Source organism: Caballeronia sp. J97, assembly GCF_905220305.1.
In the GTDB taxonomy this organism is placed as follows: domain Bacteria; phylum Pseudomonadota; class Gammaproteobacteria; order Burkholderiales; family Burkholderiaceae; genus Caballeronia.
In genome coordinates this window covers 143,803-162,393 of the sequence record NZ_CAJMZL010000003.1, presented here as the reverse complement: position 1 = coordinate 162,393, position 18,591 = coordinate 143,803, and the positions used below count along the sequence as shown (strand labels likewise).

The window sequence follows — 18,591 nt, the reverse complement described above, 5'->3', positions numbered from 1 at the left end:
CTAGAACAGAAAGTGGTAAGACGCACATTGCGGATTTGAGTTGCTGTCGGGCCGAGACAAGAATTCAGAAAGCGAGTTTCGATATCGTTCTTTTGTCGCCGGTAGCTCAGATCTTTTGGCTCGATGCACGAGATCGATAGCAGGATGCAATCTGCGTTCGCGGCGCCCGAAGCGATCGTCCGGGCGCGAGAGTGGCCGTTGAACCTCGCGGCCACTTCGATGCTTTTGTTCTTCGTTACCGCGGCACCCGCGATAACTTGCATAATTTTATGACCGCGACTGCCGTATCAACTGCCGCGATAAGTTCCGAAGCTCCATGGCGAGCAGAGCAGCGGCACGTGATAGTGCTGCGCCGCATCGGCGAGCGTGAAGCGAACCGGCACGACGTCGGCGAATACATCGGGCGTCTTGAAGTAATCGGCCACCCAGAAGCGCAATTCGAAATCTCCCGCGCGCGCTTGCGCGGCAGGCAGGATCGGCGCATCGGTGCGTCCGTCGCGATTGGTGCGCGTGCGTGCGATGAGTGTCGGCGGCTGCGTGCCGATGTCGAACAATTCGATCTGCATCCCGGCGGCGGGCCTGCCGAGCGCGACGTCGAGTACATGCGTAGTGATGCCTGCGGCCATGGTGTGTCTCCTGATCTCGCGTTTCGAATATGTCCGGTTCAACTGCCGCGGTAGTAGTTGTAACTCCAAGGTCCGAACAACACAGGCAGATGAATGCGCTGGTTGACGTCGGTGATGCGAAAGCGCAGCGGAATCTTCGAAAGGAATAGCGGCTGCGGCAGATTGGCCTTGCGCGCGGCGAAGTAGTCGTCCGCATGCAACAACAGTTCATAGGTGCCGGCGCGATACGTATCGCCAATCAGGAGCGGCGGCTCGCTGCGGCCGCTCGCGGCAAGCGTGATCGTCTGCAGCAGCTTCGAGCGGCCGTCTTCTATCGCGAAGAGATCGACGCGCATGCCCGCCGCGGGCGTCCCGTGCCAGGTGTCGAGGCCGTGCATCGTAAGCCGCGGGCTCAGGCCGTCTTGTTGAACCGGGCCCGTCGTCTGATTCGGTGCGGGCGCATCGGCGGCCAGCGCGCCTTTCGCGATCAGCATGCTGCCGCCGAGTGCGACGGATTGCAGGGCGAAGCGACGGCGGCTCACGTCGAAGCTCGGGGAAGAATCTTTGTCGCGCATGTCAGGCCTCTTGTTTGTTGCCGAGCTTGCGGATACCGACGATCACGAGCACCGCAGCGAGAATTTCGATCACGGCCACGAGATACAGGCCGCTCGTCACCTTGCCGGTCGCATTCTTGATGAGCCCCATGACGTAAGGCGCGCCGAAGCCTGCGAGATTGGACACGGAGTTGATGAGCGCCACGCCGATGGCCGCCGCGCTGCCCGCCAGATAGCGGTTGGGCAATTGCCAGAACACGGGGATCGCGCTCATGGTGCCGATGAGCGATGCCGTCATGGCCAGCAACGCGATGACCGGCGAGATCTTTTCGAAGCCCATCAGCACGGCGAGCACGGCCATCGAAATGCCACCGACGATCGCCGCGCCGCTGAAGTGCCAGCGCACCTCGTTGCTGCGGTCCGAGTGCGCGCCGTTGATGATCATGCCGGCCGCGCCGCACAGATAAGAAACCGCCGCGATCCAGCCGACGGCCATCGGCGTGCTCACGCCGACATCCTTGATGACGGTGGGGATCCAGAACGTGAGCGTCGAGTTCGCGCACAACAGGCAGAAGAAGATCGCGATCAGCAGCCACACCTTCCGATTGGTGAAGAGCGAGCGCCAGTCGTGACCGCGTTCGCCCATCGCGGCGTTGTCGCGTTGCAGGGCCTCGAGCACGACGCGCTTTTCATCTTCGGAGAGCCAGCGCGCCTGCTCGGGCTTGTCGGTCATGTAGAAATACGCGAACACACCGGCGAGCACCGACGGAATGCCTTCGATGATGAAGAGCCACTGCCAGCCGTACATGCCGTGCACGCCGCTCATCGACGTCATGATCCAGCCGGCGAGGGGACCACCGAGCACGCCCGCGATTGCCGATGCCGACATGAACGTGCCGAAGGCCCGTGCGCGCCGCTGCGACGGATACCAGTACGTGAGGTAGAGAATCACGCCGGGATAGAAGCCCGCTTCGAATGCGCCGAGCAGAAAGCGCAGGATATAGAACTGCGTGGGCGTGGTGACATGCGTTTGCAGCATGCAGATGATGCCCCAGCAGATCGTGATGCGCATGATCGTCTTTTTCGCGCCGATCTTCTGCAACAGCATGTTCGACGGTACTTCGAACAGGAAGTAGCCGAGGAAGAAAATGCCCGCGCCGAGACCGTAGACCGCTTCGCTGAAATGCAGCGAGTCAAGCATCTGCAACTTGGCGAAGCCGATGTTCACGCGATCCAGCCATGCAAGCACCCACAGCACGCCGAGGAACGGCAGCAGGCGCCATGAGACCTTGCGATAGACGCTCGCTTCGGCGCTTTCCGCCTCGCTCGCGAAAACCGGCATCTCCTGTTTGATGAGCGACATGGTTTCTCCTTTCCAGTCGGATTGAGTCGCGCGGACATGGCCGTGCGTTCGGTTGGAAGCAAGTATAGAAACGGCCAAAAAATCGGGAACGGGGGACGGGCCAATAAGCCCCATAGCAACACCTATATAGGTTGCAACGCCTTGTCTGACGCGGCTCCGGGCGTTTTTTCGCCGCGCTTTTCACGACCTATGGATTACCCTAGCGCCCGCTGCATGAAGCGGTTCCTGCGATGCCGGCTGGCAAAATAGCGGCGCGGCCACGCGAACAAAGAGAGACGGAACTCACCATGAATCGCACCGACGATCCATTCGATACCTATCTGCTGCGCGTGCTGTGCACGCTGATCGGCGAGCGCAGCGTGTCGCGCACGGCCATTCGTATGAACCAGTCGCAGCCGGCGATCAGCTCGGCGCTGAAGCGGCTGCGCGCCATCTTCAACGATCCGCTGCTCACGCGCGAAAAGAACGTGATGGTGCCGACCGAGCGCGCAATACAACTGGCGCAGAGCGCGCAGGCCGCCTTGAGCGCGCTCGATAACCTGCTCGTGTCGGACGATCATTTCGATCCCGCTACCACCGAGCAGAGCTTCACCGTCGGCATGCCCGACTATCTCGCGCCGCCCTTCTTTGCGCATGTCGTGCGCGAATTCAGGCGTGCTGCACCACATGCGCGCCTTGTCGCGGTGCCGCTCTCGGCGTCATTCAACTACGAACAGGGGCTTTCCGAAGGCTCGCCGGATATCGTCATCGGCAACTGGCCCAATCCTCCTGAGCATCTTCACTTGTCGGTGCTGCTCGAGGACGACGTCGTATGCATCGTCGCCCGCGATAGCGTGTATGCCCAATCAGGCAAATTCGATGCCCAGGACTATCTGAGCGCGTCGCATATCGTGCCGACGCCGTATTCTCGCGATCAGCGCGGCGTCGTCGATACGGGCCTCAGCACCATGCGCGTGCATCGCGATAACCGCGTGAGCTGTCCGTACTTCAATCTCGCGCCCAGCCTGATTCCGGGCACCGATCTGATCCTCACGACAGGCCGGCACTTCGCCAACTATCACGCGCAGCATCTCCCGCTCGCCGTGCTCGATCCGCCGATCGAATTTCCGTTCATGCGCTTTTATCAGTTATGGCATCCGTCGCGGCATCGCTCGGCATCGCACGTATGGCTTCGCGGGATGCTGACGGCGGCCGCGCAGGAACTGCGCGCGCTGCGCGACATGTATCGAGCGTAGCGCTATCGCGTTCTGTTATGTGGTCAATAGGATCGGATGTCTCGCCGCTCGATCGCGTGCTTCCTATACTCGGCACGAATCGCCATCGAAGCCTATAGGAGAGATGTTCATGTCGCATTCGATCAATCTGGAGCCGGTCAACTCGCTGGATCACACGGCCTTCGTCGGCGCGTTCGCGAGCGTTTTCGAGCACTTTCCGCAGGCGGCGGAGGGTGCGTGGAGCGTGCGGCCGTTCGCGTCCGAGAACGCCTTGCATGACGCGATGATGGACGTGATCCGCAACCTGGATGACAAGAGCCAGCGCGCGTTTCTGAATCTCCACCCGCTATTGTCCGGCGCCAACATCCGTTCTGGAACGATGACGGCGGATTCCGACGCGGAGCAAAAGAGCGCCGGGCTCGATGCGATGTCGGTCGAGCAGGAAGCATCACTCGATCGTCTCAATGCAGCTTATCTTGAACGGCATGGCTTTCCGTTCATCATTTGCGTGCGGCACTACACGTGCGAAGGCATCTTCAGCGCACTGGAACGGCGCATCGGGCGCAGCACGCAGCAGGAACTGGACGAGGCGCTCGCGCAGATCGCGGCGATCACGCGGGCGCGGTTGAATGCCCGGCTCTCCGCGATGCACTGAGGGAAAGGAAGCGAGGCCGACAAGGCGTCAGCCTCGAAAGCGGTCCGTTGCGCCGCGTTCCAATCGCGTTATGGAACAGAGGCAGCGGACGTTGCCGCAGTCAATTGACGCAGAGACAGCCTCGAAACGTTACTGCGTGGCGCACACGCGCGGCACGCGATGAAAGTTTCGGTCGAAGTAAATCAGGCTGTCGCCATCGTCACGCACGCGGATCCCGGTGGTTTCCACGAACATCACCGAGTGCGAACCCACTTCTTTCGCTTCGACGATGGTGCCTTGCAGGCTCGCGAGTGCATCGCGCAAAACTGGCACGCCGTTCGCGCCTTCGTCCCATACGGGCAACGAGAAGCGCTCTTCCATCGACAATTGCGTGAGACCGGCGAAGTGCCGCGCGATCTGCTCGAGGTGACCCGGTAACACGTTCACGCACACATGGCGATTGTTCACGAATGCGGCATGCATCGCGCTCGACCGGTTGATGCAGACGAGCAGCGTGGGCGGCGCATCGGTGACCGAGCACACGGCGCTTGCGGTTATGCCGCAGCGTCCGGCCGTGCCTGTCGTGGTAATTACGTTCACTGCAGCGCCCAGATGGGCCATGGCCTGGCGAAACAGCTTGCGCGCCTGATCGATATCGGCAAGGTCGGGACGGGGCAGCGCGGACATGGGAGTGTCTCCTGTTCGTTTCATGTTCAGGTTGTATATAGCAAATCGTGAATCAAGCGTACGCGCTGAAGCGCACAAAAAAAATCGGCATGTTCCGCCGGCCTGCACTGCTCGTTACCGAGCGCACTAAAGCTTTTACCTATTTGCGTTAATCGAAGTAAAGAAGGGACTTTCGCAGGGAATTTCGGCTGGTTATCATTGACGCTTCAAAAAACGAGACCTTGTGATGAGACAGCCGCATTCCCGGCGCGCACGGTCCCTGACGCATGCATTGAAAGAGCAATCGCAATGAATTCTTCCGCTCCCGTGGTGTATATCGTCGACGACGACAACGGCATGCGCACCTCATTGGCGTGGCTGCTCGATTCGGTCGGCGTGAAGTCGGAAGGTTTCGCGAATGCCGCCGAGTTCCTGCGCGCATTCGACCCGAACCGTCCCGCGTGCCTGGTGCTCGATGTACGCATGCCCGAGACGAGCGGCTTCGACGTGCAAGCCGAGCTCAATCGCCGTGGCGCAACGTTGCCGATCATCTTCGTGAGCGGCCACGGCGATATCCCGATGTCCGTGCGTGCGCTTCAGCAAGGCGCGATCGATTTCGTCGAGAAGCCCTATAACTCGCAGCAAATGCTCGATCGCGTGCAGCGTGCGATGAAGCTCGCGACGCAGCGGCACGCGAAGGATCAGCGGCAGCGCGAATTGCGCGAGCGCGTCGAGTCGCTGACCGCGCGCGAGAAGGAAGTCTTGCGCGGCGTGATCGAAGGCAAGGCAAGCAAGCGCATCGCCGCGGATCTGTCGATCAGCGTCAAGACGGTCGACGTGCATCGCGCGAGCATCAAGGACAAACTCGGCGCGGCATCCATCGCCACGCTCGTGCGCGACGTGCTCGAAGTATGGAGTCCCCCCGGCGACGATCGCGCATGACACGCACGCTAGCGCATGTACAGGCCCCCGTTCACATCCCAGCACGCGCCGTTGGCGAAATACGCATCGGGCGATGCGAGCAGCACGGCGACATCGGCGATATAGTCGGCCGAGCCTAGACGGCCCACGGGAATGCCCGCGATCACCTTGTCGAGCTTGTCGGCGGGTACGCTCTCGTGCACGATCGGAAGATCGAGCGGTCCGGGCGAAATCGCGTTGACGGTCACGCCATGTGCGGCGAGATCGCGCGCGAATACCTTGGTCAGCGTGATCGCACCGCCTTTCGCGGCCGCGTAGTGCGCGCCGGTGGCCGAACCGCCGTTCTGCCCCGCGAGCGATGCGATATTGACAATGCGGCCCGCGCCGCGATCCGCGAAATAGCGGCCGAATACCTGACACCCGAAGAGCACGCTGCGCAGGTTGATGTCGATAACCTGATCGAATTGTTCGGCGGTGATCTCCATCACCGGCACGACCTTCGATGCCCCCGCGTTGTTGACGAGCACATCGATGCGGCCCCAGCGTTCGAGCACGGCATCGCGCGCGCGTTCGAAGTCCGCCTTGGATGTCACGTCCAGCCTGATCGCGAATGCGCTGCCTTGATCCGCACTCAACTCGCGTGCGAGTGCTTGCGTTGCTTCGATTGCGATATCGGCCAAGGCGACCTTGTAGCCCGCGGCATGAAAGCGGCGCGCGACTACAGCGCCGAGGCCGCGCGCAGCGCCCGTGATGAGGGCGATTCTATTCGACATGTTGGAGTTCCTTTATTGAGCGAGCGCGGCTTCGAGATACACGGCGACTGCGCAGACCTTTTCATCGGCGCCCTTGCGCCCGACGATCTGCAAGCCGGCCTTGAGCGGCGATCCTTCGACAGGAAGGGGAAGGCTCAAGGCAGGATGTCCGCTGAGATTGAACGGCCTGATCAACGACGACATCGCAATCACCGATGTTCCGGCGCGCGCGGCTTCGAGCGTGATGGGAAACGCGGGCAGAGTAGGGAGCACCAGCACGTCGACATCTTCGAGTGCACGATCCACGCGGGCCGTGAAGCTGCGTCTCACGCTTTCTGCGGCATCGAGATCGGCGGCGGTGGTGTTCGATGCATTACGCAAACGCGCATCCAGATCCGCGCCGATTTTTCCCGTCTCGACGAGATGGCCGAACGCATGCCACGTCTCCGCATTGATGACGTCGAGACCGGCGGCGAAAGCATCGGCCATCGATTCGAGTTCGACCTTGCATGACGCGAATCCCGCGCGATGTACGGCATATTCGACAGCCTTGCCGATACTTGCATCCGCGATGACCGAGACGATTCCGACCCGCGCCCTGGATGCGTCAAGTAGCGCGCTACGCGTATCGAACGACGGATCGATCGCGGTCATGGCCGCGATCAGCACCCGCATGTCCCGCGCGAACGGACCGACGCAGTCGAGCGTGGTCTCGATGGGCGCAACTCCGCGACGCGATACTCGACCGAAAGTCGGCTTCAATCCGATCACGCCGCAGCAGGCCGCGGGGCCGCGCACCGAGCCGCCCGTATCGGTGCCGAGCGCGGCATCGACGAGTCCGAGGCCGACCGCCGAAGCGGAGCCGCTCGACGACCCGCCTGGAATGCGCGTCGCGTCCTGGGGGTTTTTCGGCGTCCCGGTGAAGTCGTTGATTCCGGTCATGCCGAACGCGAGCTCATGCATGTTGGCCTTGCCCTTGATGCGCCAGCCTGCATCGAGCAGACGCTGCACGACCTCGGCATGTTCGGCGGCAGCCGGCGCATCGGCGAGCGCGCGGCTCGCTGCGGTCGTCGGATAACCGGCGATATCAATACTGTCTTTGATCGCGATAGTAGGACCATCGGCATCGGCGTGTGCGCGCAGATCGAACTCGCTGATGAATGCGCTCATGCGCTCGTCTCCTTGCGAGGGTTCACTTGCCACGGCGCGTCGAAGAGACGCTCGGTGCGGAAATGCCGGATCAGCCATGCATGACCTTCCTCGCGTGTCGAAGGCGCGAAATCGACTTCCAGCCGCGCGGCGATGAGCTCGGCCCCCGCATCGACATAGCCCGACGCCTGCAGCATGATCCATCGGCCTTTGATGATATCGCCCTGAACCTCGATATGTTCCGACGTCAGGAAATGCACGTTGGTGGCGAAATGCGGCGCGGGCGGCAGATAAGTTTGCAGCATGTCGACGATCGCCGCCGGCCCTTGCAGACGCCCGAACTTCCGCACGTATTGCGAGCCGATGCCTTCCCACACGGCGTCATCGGTGAACAGGGCGGCAAGCGATTCGCTTTCGAGCGGCGCACGAGGCACATCGCATAGCGCCATATAACGTGCGATGGTCTTGCGCACTTCATTCTGCGCTTCGAGCGTGCACAGGCGCGTGAGCAACGCATCGATGGTGATGTGCGTCATGGCGTCATGCGTTATTGGCTACGGCGGGGGGAACAGTCAATGCACGCCCGACGCGCGCCTCGATCTTTCCATAGCGCCACAAGTTGTATTCGCCGACAGGCGTCGTGCGATAGAGATTGCACACTGCAACGGCCGTGTCGAAATCGGCGACGTCGGCCATGATGTAGAAGGTCCACGGCGCGCCGTCGGACTGGCCGACGACGAGGCGATCGTCGTCCATGACGCCCAGCACGCGCACGTTCTCCATCGCTTCGACGGCGGCGAGCATCTTGCCGTAGGCTTGCCATACTTCGCCGATCTGCTCGCGCGGCAAGTCGAAGAAATTCTGGGTGACGCCGCAGCAGAACAGCACGCGCAAAGGCAGGTTTCGGTTTTCGGTCATGAAGCGTTACTCCGTTGTTATGCGAAAAAAGTAGATCAGAGATAGCCGGGAATCGGCGGCACGCCGACGAACACGGCGCCCGCGCCGTCGTAATTGCCTTCGCCGAGAAATGCGTGTTGCGTGACGACCATTGCGTCGCGCATCAGGCGTTGCAGCGGATGCGTGCGATAGATCGCCATCGTTCCGCCCAGCCGATAGGCGCGATTCACGACGTCGGCGCCTTCGCGCGCGATCTGCGTTGCGCAAAGCCGCAACAGGCTCACCTGGTCCGGCGTGACTTCGTTGCCCGCGAGAATCGATTGCCAGACACCATCGGTCGACTCATAGAAGAACGCGCGTGCGGAGCGCAATTGCGCCTCGGCCTTTGCTAGCTCGATGCGGTAGTAGGCGCGATCGGCGAGTTGCGGCGCGCCGGTCGTCGTCTTGCGTCCACCGGACATGTGATTTGCCACATCGAGCGCGGCGCGCGCGAGACCGAGGTTGACCACGGCGAGCACTTGTGCCGCATAAGCGATGGTCGGATAGCGATACAGCGGTTCATCGACCGTCGGTGTTCCGCCGCGCACGAAAGTCCAGTCTTCAGCGACGAATTGATCCGTCACACGCAAGTCGTGACTGCCCGTGCCTTGCATGCCGACGACGTTCCAGTTCTCGACGATCTCGACCTGCGCGGGACGGAACACCGCGGTGCGCGGCTTGCCCGGTGCTTCGCCCGGCTTGCCCGTTCCTATGCCCACGCCGAGCCAGTCCGCGCCCTTGCAGCCGCTCGCGAATTTCCACGTGCCGTTCACGCGGAATCCGCCGGGCGCGGGTTGTGCGTTCTGCACGGGAAATAGACCGCCCGCGAAAACCTGATCGGGACCTGTCGCATAGATTTCTGCCTGAGTCGCAAGCGGCAACGCGGCGAGATAGAGATTCGCGGAACCGAAGCTCGCGACCCATGCGGCGGAGCCATCGGCGACCGCGATGCGCTCGATCATGTTAAGGAATTCGCCGGGCGCGCGCGCATCGCCGCCGAAGCGCTTCGGCGTCGCCGCGCGATAGATGCCCGCACGCTTCATGTTTTCGATGACATCGCGCGGCACGTGAGACAGCCGGTCGAATTCATCGCGGCGCTCAGCGATTTCGGCGATGACATCGTCGAGCGTGACGATATCGGTTTGAGTGGACAGATCATCGCGCATAGCGACGGCGGTCGCGGAAGCTGACATGGGGACGTCTCCTTTTCGTTTGTTTGGCTCACAGGATGAGTGGCAGTGCTTTCGAGCCGCACACATTGATGCCAGTCTAGAAACCCAAAAAGCTCGAAACAATTGGGAAGGCGAGCGTGCAATTCAGTGAATGACCCGGGTCGTCTAAAGAAATCTTTAGCGACGCGTGAGTCGCGCCGATGCTATGGTTATCCTTGCCACCACGCTTGCCTCGCGTTCCCATATGAACTTCCCCGCCGAAGACGATTTCCGCCGCCTGCTCGATGCACTGACGCAATGCGTGCTGCTGCACGACGCGGGGACGAAGGCCATCGTGTGGGCCAATCGTGCGGCGTGTGTCGCGCTCGGCTTCTCGGTGGAGGAATTGCTGCCGCTCAAGGCGCACGACATGACGCGCGACGACATCAAATATCGCCGCGAAATTGCAGTGAATGCGATGGATCGCTCCATCACGGAAGGCCCGCAGAGCTATGAATGGTGCTATCGCTCGCGCGCGGGCGTCGACATGTTGTCCGAGGCCATCGCCACTTATGTGCAGCTTTCCGGCAGTGCGGTGGTGATGGTGCAGTTCCGCGACATCAGCGAGGAAGAAGCGATGCGCCAGAAGTTGCGGCGCTATGAAACACGCTTGCGCGAATACATGCAGGATCTGGGCGAGGGCGTCGCGGTGCTGACGCCGCGCGGCAAGGTGAGCTTCATCAGCGAATCGGGGCGGCGCGTGCTGGGCGTCGCGAGCGATGCGCCGCTCGGTGTCCCGCTCGACTACTGCACGAGAGAGGACCGCGACCGGCTGATCGCGCAGTTGCGCAGCGCGACACGCCAGCATTCGACGCCCGCGCAACGTTATGCGATCACGCGTCGCGACGGCGCGAAGCGATGGCTGCGCATCACGTGCAGGCGCATCGATATCGAGAACGGAACGCTGGTGCATTTCCGCGATATCAGCGACGAAGTGGCGATAGAGGAAGCGCGCCGCAACGAAGCACGCATGTTCGAATACGCGGGGCGTTATAACGCGATGGGCGAGATGGCGACGGCGATCGCTCACGAGCTGAGCCAGCCGCTCGCCGCCGTGCGCAACTTCATCGAGGGCGCGATCCAGCGGCTTGCCCAGCCGGATTCCATCGACAGCGCGATCTGGGGCCTGCGCGCGGCAGACCGGCAAGCCGAACACGCGGCGCATATCATCAAGAGCGTGCGCGAGTTCATCGTGAAGCGCGAACCCGTCGAGGCGCAGGCGGATCTGCGCGACGTGCTCGCGGATGTCGCGTACTTCATTCAATTGCGCGCGCGAGACGAAGGCGTGACGGTCAGAATCGAACAATCGCGTGAGCCGTTGCCGATACGCTGCGAGCGCGTGCTCATCGGTCAGGTGATCCTCAATCTCGCATTCAACGCCGTTGAAGCGTTGAGCGGCGCGAAGCCATCGACGGGCATCGTCACCCTTGCCACCGCGATGAATGGCGAGACGGCCGAACTGCATGTGATCGACAACGGCCCGGGCGTGCCCGACGATGCGCTCGAACGCCTGTTCGACGGTTTTTCTTCGTCGAAAGCGGGTGGCAACGGCATCGGTCTGTCGTTGTGCAAGAACATCGTGTCGCGCCACGAAGGGCGCATCTGGGCGCAACGCGCAGCGAGCGGCGGACTCGAGTGCTGCTTCGCGTTGCCCTTGTCGCTCACCTGGTCTCATCGCCCGGATTGACACGAGGTTGCGCGATCAGAGCAGGAAGCCGATCGCACTCAACGCCTCGGTCGAATCGATCAGCCGGATCACCTTTTCCACGAGTTTCGGTTCACCGTCGGCCATGCTGATCTTGTGCGTGAGATCGGCCGCGAAGATCGTCGCCACGCCGCGCTTGTAAGCGACGATCACTTGCGCCGACTTCACTTCGACGACATCGGCGCTATCGCTCGACAACGTGAAGCGCGAAACGGTGCGCACCGTGCGAGCCGCGTCGGATGCGGACGCCGAATAGCCCGATGTCATACGCTGCACGCGCAATTCGCGCATATGCTGATCATCGTACGCGTAGTTCAGGGTGGCGGCGAAGTCGGTCGCGTTCGGATCGATCGGCACCACATAGAGGCCTCGCGGGTCCCAGAGCTCGAGCCACGCCCGATAGTCGCGCCGATCCAGCAGTTCGGCTTCGCGCCAGATGAACTCGATCGCGCGCGCGAAAGTCTGTTGAGAGAAGAGTGCGTTGCGATCGTCCATCATGCCTGCTCCATCATTGCGCGCCATTGCTTGTAGGCTTCGCGCATGCCGGTTTCGTCCGTGGCGTGCGCGGTCTTTTCTCCGTTCGATGCGGTCGTTTCGCGATTCAGGCCGCGATTCACGAGAATCGGCACGTCGGGGCCGGCGTGCGAGCCGCGCTGCACGCGCTCCCATGCTTCGGCATCGTCGGGGCTGCCGAAGCCGAACGGACCCTGGAAATGCTCGTGAATGCGCAGGCGCACGCGATTCGCTTCTTCCGGTCCGCCGTCCATCGCGAGCGCGACGTGGCGAATCTCCGTTTCCTCTGCCGATATGGGCCGCAAGACACGAAAGAACGCCATCGAGAGCGCGAGGTTCGGAAAGAGATTCAGATTGAAGCCGACGCCCATCAGCGAGCGCACGATGCGGCGCACTTCTTCGGGCGTGTGTTTTTCGGCGAGCTTCGCGGCCAGATCGTTGAAGCGCTCCGGCAAGGGCGCGCCGTCGTCCTTGTCGAGATCGACGATCTCGGGCACCAGCACCGCAAGGCTATGGCCGTTGCCGAGCGAGCGGCAGAACGCATCGTCGCTCGTCATGAAGCTCGTGATCGCCGCAGCGGTTTCGTCGTCGATCGACTTCATCCATGATTTATGCACGACCGGAAAATGATAGAGATCGGTCGTGTTCTCGAGCTGGATTTTCCAGTTGCCCTTGAATTTGAACTTGTGCTCGCCGTTGGCCTTGATCGGATAGCCCGCACCTTGCTTCATGAAAAGATCGATCCACGGCTTGGCGCCGCCGAGAAAATCCTCGAGCGGTTCGATAACTTCGTTGAAGCTCGCGAAGATCAAGCCCTGATAGATCCCGACGCGCAGTTTCTTCAACGGCAGATCGCCTTTTTCGCAAACGCCTTCGTAGCCGTCGCCGTAAGGCAGCGCACGCAGCGTGCCGTCGAGCGCGTAAGACCAGCTGTGATACGGGCACGTGAAGCCCTTCGCGTTGCCCTTGTGCTCCTCGCATACCGTGGCGCCGCGATGACGGCAGCGGTTTTGCAGCACATGCACCGCGCCTGTCTTGTCACGCACGACGATGACCGGCTGGCGGCCGATGGTCGTCGTGACGAAATCGCCGGGCTTCGGCAATTCGCTTTCGTGCGCGACCCAGATCCACGTTTTATAGAAGATGCGCTCGAGCTCGGCTTCGAAAAGGTCGGGATCGTAATAGAGCGACGGCGCGATGCGGTCCGCTTGCGCGCGGCGGCCGAGCGCGCTCGTATCGATGATTTGGGTTGTCGGCGTAGTCATCGTATTGATGTGGGGTGAAGTTGATCGGCTAACACGAGGACGGCGCTGTAGATCGGCACATCCTCTCGTTGACATCAGTCTCGCTTTGCGAAGATCATGCGTCAAATCGATTAAAAAACGGGTGCTGGATAAATCCGGCCGATATCTTGAGAGTTGCCCAATGACTTCCCTCGACCATGTCGATCTCAATCTGCTGCGCGTCTTTCAGGCGATCGTGGAGGAGCGCAGCCTCACCAAAGCCGGCGAACGGCTCGCGCTCTCGCAACCGGCCGTGAGCTATTCGCTCGGCCGTCTGCGCACGCTGTTCGATGACACGCTCTTCATCCGGACGCGCGCGGGCATGCAGCCGACGCCCGTGGCGCTGGAACTTGCCGAGATCGTCGGACGTGCGCTCGATACCGTGCGTGAAGCACTGCGCTTTGCCGAGCGTTTCGATGCATCGACCAGCAATCGCACGTTTCGACTGTCTCTTTCGGATGCGGGAGAAATGGCGTATTTGCCGGCGATCTGCCAGGCGCTGCACGAAGCCGCGCCGCGCGTGAAGCTGCTCGTCGAGCCCTTGCCCGTGGAGGAAATCGAGGAAGCATTGCGTTCGAGCCGGCTCGACTTCGCGATCGGCAATCTGCCTTCGCTATTGCCGCGCACGCGTCACGCGTTGCTATTCGAGGAAGCCTATGTGTGCATGACGAGAAAGCGCAAAGGCCTGCCCGCAGGGGAGACATTGAATCTCGACCCGTTTCTTGCGGCGTCGCACGTGCAGGTGCGCTCGCTCGAACATAGCCATCACGCGCTCGACGATGCATTGCGTGCGCAGGGCGTCGGGCGCAATATCGCGCTCGCGCTGCCGCACTTCGTCGCCGTCCCCGGCGTGCTCGCGGTGACGGACCTGTTCGCGACATTGCCCGAACGGCTCGCGCATATCCTCAATCGCAACGATGCGTTCAGGATCTACGCGTTGCCCGTTCAATTGCCCAGGGCGGCCGTGACGATGCACTGGCACGAGCACTTTCACGAGGACGAAGGCATAGCGTGGATGCGCGGCCTGATAACCGACATCCTCGCTGGTTTCGACAAGCTATGAACTCATAGGTCGAGAACGAGAACCGGCGAACGCGAACGGGACACGCAGCAGCAGATCACGCTGTTGCTCGCGCGCTCGGCCTTGCTCAGGCAATGGTCGCGGTGCTCGGGCTCGCCGCTCACCACATCGACCATGCAGGTGCCGCACACGCCTTCGCCGCATGACGTGTCCACTTCGACGCCGATCGAGGCGAGCGCGTCGACGATGGACGTGGCGGCGTCGACACGTACGGTCTGACCCGTGCTCGCAAGTCGAACATCGAAGCTATCGAGCGACGCTTGCGTTTCGGTTTGCGGCTCTGCCTTGAAGCGCTCGAGATGAACGGCCGCGGCAGGCAGATGTTTTTGCGCCGTGTCTACCACGGCGTCCATGAACGGAGCAGGGCCGCAGGTATAGACATGCGCATCCGTGGCCGCGTTGCGCAGACAGGCATCGAGTTCATCGGCGAGTGCTTCACGCTCGACCCCGAAATGCAGTTCGACGTGCTGGTCGAACGGCGCGCGTGCGAGAAGCGGAAGGAACGCGGCATGGGTTTTGCCGCGCGCGAAATAATGTAGCGTGAAGGGCGCACCGATCGCGACGAGACGATAGGCCATCGACAGCAAGGGCGTAATGCCGATGCCCGCGCCGATCAGAATATGCTCGCTCGCGCCTTCTTCGAGGCGAAACAGATTGCGCGGCGCACCGACCGATAGCTCGCTGCCGATGCCGACTTCGTCATGCAACGAACGCGAGCCGCCGCGCGATTGTTCTTCCTTCTTCACGGCGAAGAGATGCGAGTCGCGGCAAGCCGGATCGCCGCACAGCGAGTATTGCCGAGTGATGCCCGATGGACCCGTCACGTCGATATGCGCGCCGGGCTCATAGGTGTCGAACGGCAGGCCATCGAGACGCGAGATGCTGAATGAGCGCACGCCGTGAGCTTCCTCGCGCAACGCGTCGACGCGAACTTTGAAGGTTTGAGCTTGCATGATGCTGCCTTTCCAGTGTGTTCAAGGGGACGATGCGTCGAGCGTAACGCCCCTCACCGGATAAACAAAATAGATTAAAAAGTGTGGGTCACATCAATATGGCGGATATGTTCAAGCCGTCGTCGTCGCGCCCGACGGCACGCTTTCGCGCGCGTCAGGGGTGTCGAGTGTCACGCGAGCTTCACGCGCTTCGCGTTCGAGACTCGTTCGATAGTGCCTGCAACCGATGAAGAGGAGCATCGCTGCGAGCACGATCGCGACGGCATCGATGATGGCCATCGAGTTGCCGACCGCGAGCGGCGAACCGAAGACCTTGTCGGTGATGAGCGCGACGAGGGTCGTGCCGAGACCCAGCCCGATGAGGTTCGATACGAGCAGGAACATCGCGGAAACCTGCGCGCGCATCTGATTGGGCGCGAGTGCCTGCATCGCGGCGGCGGAAGTCGGCAGCGGAAAGGACGCGAAGAACATCGCAACGACGAGCCACGCCAACGATGCGCCGAGGCTCGTCGTTTGCGTGAACGCAATGGCCGGAACGAGCATGCATGCGGCGCCGATCCATGCCGCGCGCATCGGTGCATCGGTGCGCCCGCGCCGCAGCAGCCAGTCGTTGAGCCAGCCGCCGCAGAACACGCCCGTCGTGTTGGCGACGAGCATCACGATGCCGAGCATATAGCCCGTTTCGACAGGCGTGAGACCGAAGCGGCGCATATAGAACGCGGGCGTCCAGCCCATCAGGCAATACAGGCCCATTGCATAGAACGAGAAGCCGAGGTAGTGGCAGAAGAACGTCTTGCGATGATTCGCGATGAAGCGCAGCGCATCGCTCATCGCAACGCGTTTCACCTTGCCCGCGCCGTCTTGCGCAAGTCCTTTGCGCGCGGGATCGCGCACCGTCAGCATGAAAACGAATGCGACGAGAAGACCCGGCAAACCGACGATAAAGAAGGTCAACTGCCACGCGCGCAATTCGCCGACGAGCGGCAAGGTGAACACGCTCGCGTGCTTGAGCAATGCAATGACATAGCCGCCGACGAGAAACGCAATGCCGCCGCCGATGAACGAGCCAAGCGAATAAATGCCGATTGCGCGGCCCATCTTCTCCTTGGGAAAGAAGTCCGCGAGCATCGAATAGGTTCCGGGCGACAGCGCTGCCTCGCCCACGCCGACGCTCATGCGCGAAACGAACATATGCGCGAAGCTCTGACTCAAGCCGCATGCAGCCGTCGCCACGCTCCACAGCGCGATGCCTGCCGCGATGATTCGCGGGCGGGCGAAGCGGTCGGCGAGATATGCGATCGGCATGCCCATGACCGCGTAGAAGAGCGAAAACGCGAATCCATGCAGCAGGCTGAATTGCGTGTCGGTGAGATGCAGGTCACGCTTGATCGGCTCGATCATGAGCGCGAGCACCTGCCGGTCGATGAAGGAGAAAACATAGGCCAGCATGCAGATCACGACGACATACCACTCGTATGTATAGCGCTTGCCGTTTGGCTTCATGGTGCTTGGGGAATGCATCGTGCGTCTCCGAGGGATGCTGGTCTTGGGACGTGCGCAGACATTCGCGCGGGCCAGCGCCGCGCGAATGCGAGTCGGAAAATATCGAAGGAGGCGAAGCGCGGGTTACGTGCGGCGCGTCTCGTGCGTGTACTTCAGCGTGATGATCGTGACGAGGGCGAGCACGATCAGAAAGACGGATACCGGCCAATACGCGTGGTAGTGCGCGAGCAGCGCCGTGGCGATGAGCGGAGAGAGTCCGCCCGCAAAGATCGATGCGACTTCATGGCCGAGCGCGACGCCTGAATATCGCACTTCGGTGCTGAAAAGCTCGCCGACGAGCGAAGGCAATGTGCCGATCATCGCGCCATGACACACCGCCGTGCCGAGCACGAGAGCGAGCCAGACAAGCGGTGTGGAATGCGTGCTCAGCAGCCAGAAGAACGGAAACGCCATCAGCGCGAGCGACACCGCGCCGATCATATAGACCGGCTTTCTGCCGATGCGATCGGATAGCTTGCCCCATAAGAGCATCGCCGCCATTTCGACGACCATCGCGAGCATCACGCCGGTGAGCATCGTCGAATTGTCGATGCCCGCGAACTTGCCGTAGACGAGCGAGAACGCGAGAAAGATATACGCGCCGCCGTTTTCGGCCACGCGCAATCCCATCGCCATCAGGATTTCTTTCGGATGGCGCTTGATGACTTCGATAACCGGCATATGGGAAGTCTTGCCCGCGCGATCCGCATTTTCGAAGTCACGGCTCTCGGGCAGGTTATGGCGGATATAGACGCCGAGCGCGAAGATCAGGATGCTCGCGAGAAACGGCAAGCGCCAGCCCCACGAAATGAACTGATCGTGCGGCAGTGCCTGAACGGCGAGAAACGCGCCCGACGAAAGCACGAAGCCGCCACCGACGCCGAGCTGGCTCCACGCCGCGTAGTAGCCGCGCTTTTCCGGCGGCGCGCTCTCGCTGATCATCAATACGCCGCCACCCCATTCACCGCCCGAGGCGACGCCTTGCAGCAACCGCAGCGCGACGAGCGCGCCGGGCGCCCACAGTCCCACGTGATCGTATGTCGGCAACAGGCCGATGCCGAAGGTCGCGAAGCCCATGATGAGCAGCGTCCATACGAGCGACGCGCGCCGTCCATATCGATCGCCGATATGCCCGAACACGATGCCGCCCAGCGGCCGCGCGACGAAGCCCATCGCGAACGCGGCGAAAGCGCCAAGCGTGCCGACGAGCGGGTCTGCATTCGCGGGAAAGAACAACTGGCCGAACACGAGCGCGGCGGCCGTGCCATAGACGAAGAAGTCATACCACTCCATCGCGTTGCCCGCGACGGAAGCGACGACGATCCGGTTGAGCGCCCGATCCTGAGTACAGGCGGCGCGTTCCTCGGAAGTCGGGGAGTGAACGGAAGACATGTGGGCTCGCTTGGGGAATGAGTGGGGCGTCGATGCTTTCGAAAGGCTTCGCTTGGCAGGCAGTGTCAGTGCGACAGATATCGGCGTCAAATTCGCCGAAAAGGGATGCGGTTATCA

19 protein-coding genes are annotated in these 18,591 nt (G+C 61.9%); 5 read left to right on the top strand and 14 right to left on the bottom strand.

Features of this window, described 5'->3' with window-relative positions; translation table 11 throughout:
- Positions 1-287 precede the first annotated feature (287 nt).
- The 3 genes from uraH to U4Y90_RS07335 are packed head-to-tail and all read right to left on the bottom strand — an operon-like array spanning position 288 to position 2,522.
- Entirely contained in the window at positions 288-626 is a 339-nt protein-coding gene (uraH, locus tag U4Y90_RS07345; RefSeq protein ID WP_321793758.1) for a hydroxyisourate hydrolase, read from the bottom strand.
- A gap of 38 nt (positions 627-664) precedes the next feature.
- A complete protein-coding gene (locus tag U4Y90_RS07340; protein WP_321793756.1) occupies positions 665-1,180 on the bottom strand; it encodes a hydroxyisourate hydrolase in 516 nt (171 codons plus the stop codon).
- A 1-nt stretch (position 1,181) separates the two neighbouring features.
- Positions 1,182-2,522, bottom strand: a complete 1,341-nt coding sequence (locus U4Y90_RS07335) for an MFS transporter (RefSeq protein ID WP_321793754.1) — start codon at positions 2,520-2,522, stop codon at positions 1,182-1,184.
- A 287-nt stretch (positions 2,523-2,809) separates the two neighbouring features.
- On the opposite strand from U4Y90_RS07335, the gene U4Y90_RS07330 reads away from it, so the two are divergent.
- Both U4Y90_RS07330 and uraD read left to right on the top strand, forming a co-directional pair.
- Positions 2,810-3,757, top strand: coding sequence for a LysR family transcriptional regulator (locus U4Y90_RS07330; protein WP_321793752.1), 948 nt, complete (start codon positions 2,810-2,812; stop codon positions 3,755-3,757).
- A gap of 109 nt (positions 3,758-3,866) precedes the next feature.
- Positions 3,867-4,391 (top strand): 2-oxo-4-hydroxy-4-carboxy-5-ureidoimidazoline decarboxylase, encoded by a 525-nt coding sequence (gene uraD, locus U4Y90_RS07325; protein WP_321793750.1) that lies wholly within the window; start codon positions 3,867-3,869, stop codon positions 4,389-4,391.
- Between the two features lie 129 nt (positions 4,392-4,520).
- Here uraD and hpaC read toward each other — a convergent pair whose 3' ends face one another.
- Complete coding sequence (hpaC, locus tag U4Y90_RS07320) at positions 4,521-5,057, bottom strand: 4-hydroxyphenylacetate 3-monooxygenase, reductase component (protein WP_321793749.1); 537 nt, start codon at positions 5,055-5,057, stop codon at positions 4,521-4,523.
- A gap of 288 nt (positions 5,058-5,345) precedes the next feature.
- Here hpaC and U4Y90_RS07315 point away from each other — a divergent pair, with 288 nt between their 5' ends.
- Complete coding sequence (locus U4Y90_RS07315; RefSeq protein ID WP_321793747.1) at positions 5,346-5,978, top strand: response regulator transcription factor; 633 nt, start codon at positions 5,346-5,348, stop codon at positions 5,976-5,978.
- A gap of 8 nt (positions 5,979-5,986) precedes the next feature.
- On the opposite strand, the gene U4Y90_RS07310 is transcribed toward U4Y90_RS07315, so the two are convergent.
- Genes U4Y90_RS07310 through U4Y90_RS07290 form a run of 5 tightly spaced genes read right to left on the bottom strand, consistent with a single transcriptional unit; the run spans position 5,987 to position 9,987 of the window.
- Entirely contained in the window at positions 5,987-6,730 is a 744-nt protein-coding gene (locus U4Y90_RS07310) for an SDR family NAD(P)-dependent oxidoreductase (protein WP_321793745.1), read from the bottom strand.
- Positions 6,731-6,742: 12 nt separating this feature from the next.
- Positions 6,743-7,879 carry an amidase gene (locus U4Y90_RS07305; RefSeq protein WP_321793743.1) on the bottom strand — a complete coding sequence of 379 codons (1,137 nt, stop codon included), beginning with the start codon at positions 7,877-7,879 and terminating at the stop codon, positions 6,743-6,745.
- Positions 7,876-8,394, bottom strand: coding sequence for a nuclear transport factor 2 family protein (locus U4Y90_RS07300; RefSeq protein ID WP_321793742.1), 519 nt, complete (start codon positions 8,392-8,394; stop codon positions 7,876-7,878). Before U4Y90_RS07300 ends, U4Y90_RS07305 begins: the two co-directional genes overlap by 4 nt.
- A 4-nt stretch (positions 8,395-8,398) precedes the next feature.
- Positions 8,399-8,776, bottom strand: coding sequence for a hypothetical protein (locus tag U4Y90_RS07295; protein WP_321793740.1), 378 nt, complete (start codon positions 8,774-8,776; stop codon positions 8,399-8,401).
- A 35-nt stretch (positions 8,777-8,811) separates the two neighbouring features.
- On the bottom strand, positions 8,812-9,987 hold the full coding sequence (locus U4Y90_RS07290) for an acyl-CoA dehydrogenase family protein (RefSeq protein ID WP_415749306.1): 1,176 nt from the start codon (positions 9,985-9,987) through the stop codon (positions 8,812-8,814).
- A gap of 223 nt (positions 9,988-10,210) precedes the next feature.
- On the opposite strand from U4Y90_RS07290, the gene U4Y90_RS07285 reads away from it, so the two are divergent.
- On the top strand, positions 10,211-11,692 hold the full coding sequence (locus U4Y90_RS07285; RefSeq protein WP_321793738.1) for a sensor histidine kinase: 1,482 nt from the start codon (positions 10,211-10,213) through the stop codon (positions 11,690-11,692).
- A gap of 15 nt (positions 11,693-11,707) precedes the next feature.
- On the opposite strand, the gene U4Y90_RS07280 is transcribed toward U4Y90_RS07285, so the two are convergent.
- Together U4Y90_RS07280 and U4Y90_RS07275 are read right to left on the bottom strand one after the other, a co-directional pair.
- A complete protein-coding gene (locus U4Y90_RS07280; protein ID WP_321793736.1) occupies positions 11,708-12,208 on the bottom strand; it encodes an aromatic-ring-hydroxylating dioxygenase subunit beta in 501 nt (166 codons plus the stop codon).
- A complete protein-coding gene (locus U4Y90_RS07275; protein WP_321793735.1) occupies positions 12,205-13,488 on the bottom strand; it encodes an aromatic ring-hydroxylating dioxygenase subunit alpha in 1,284 nt (427 codons plus the stop codon). The genes U4Y90_RS07280 and U4Y90_RS07275 overlap by 4 nt, the downstream gene beginning before the upstream one ends.
- Positions 13,489-13,648: 160 nt before the next feature.
- On the opposite strand from U4Y90_RS07275, the gene U4Y90_RS07270 reads away from it, so the two are divergent.
- The gene (locus U4Y90_RS07270) at positions 13,649-14,569 is read left to right on the top strand and encodes a LysR family transcriptional regulator (protein ID WP_321793733.1); all 921 of its coding nucleotides are present in this window, start codon (positions 13,649-13,651) and stop codon (positions 14,567-14,569) included.
- A 2-nt stretch (positions 14,570-14,571) separates the two neighbouring features.
- On the opposite strand, the gene U4Y90_RS07265 is transcribed toward U4Y90_RS07270, so the two are convergent.
- The 3 genes from U4Y90_RS07265 to U4Y90_RS07255 all read right to left on the bottom strand — a co-directional run bounded on the left by U4Y90_RS07265 (position 14,572) and on the right by U4Y90_RS07255 (position 18,474).
- Positions 14,572-15,540 (bottom strand): PDR/VanB family oxidoreductase, encoded by a 969-nt coding sequence (locus U4Y90_RS07265; RefSeq protein ID WP_321793731.1) that lies wholly within the window; start codon positions 15,538-15,540, stop codon positions 14,572-14,574.
- Positions 15,541-15,651: 111 nt separating this feature from the next.
- Positions 15,652-17,061, bottom strand: a complete 1,410-nt coding sequence (locus U4Y90_RS07260) for an MFS transporter (protein ID WP_321793729.1) — start codon at positions 17,059-17,061, stop codon at positions 15,652-15,654.
- A gap of 105 nt (positions 17,062-17,166) precedes the next feature.
- Positions 17,167-18,474, bottom strand: coding sequence for an MFS transporter (locus tag U4Y90_RS07255; protein WP_321793728.1), 1,308 nt, complete (start codon positions 18,472-18,474; stop codon positions 17,167-17,169).
- Between the last annotated feature and the right edge of the window lie 117 nt (positions 18,475-18,591).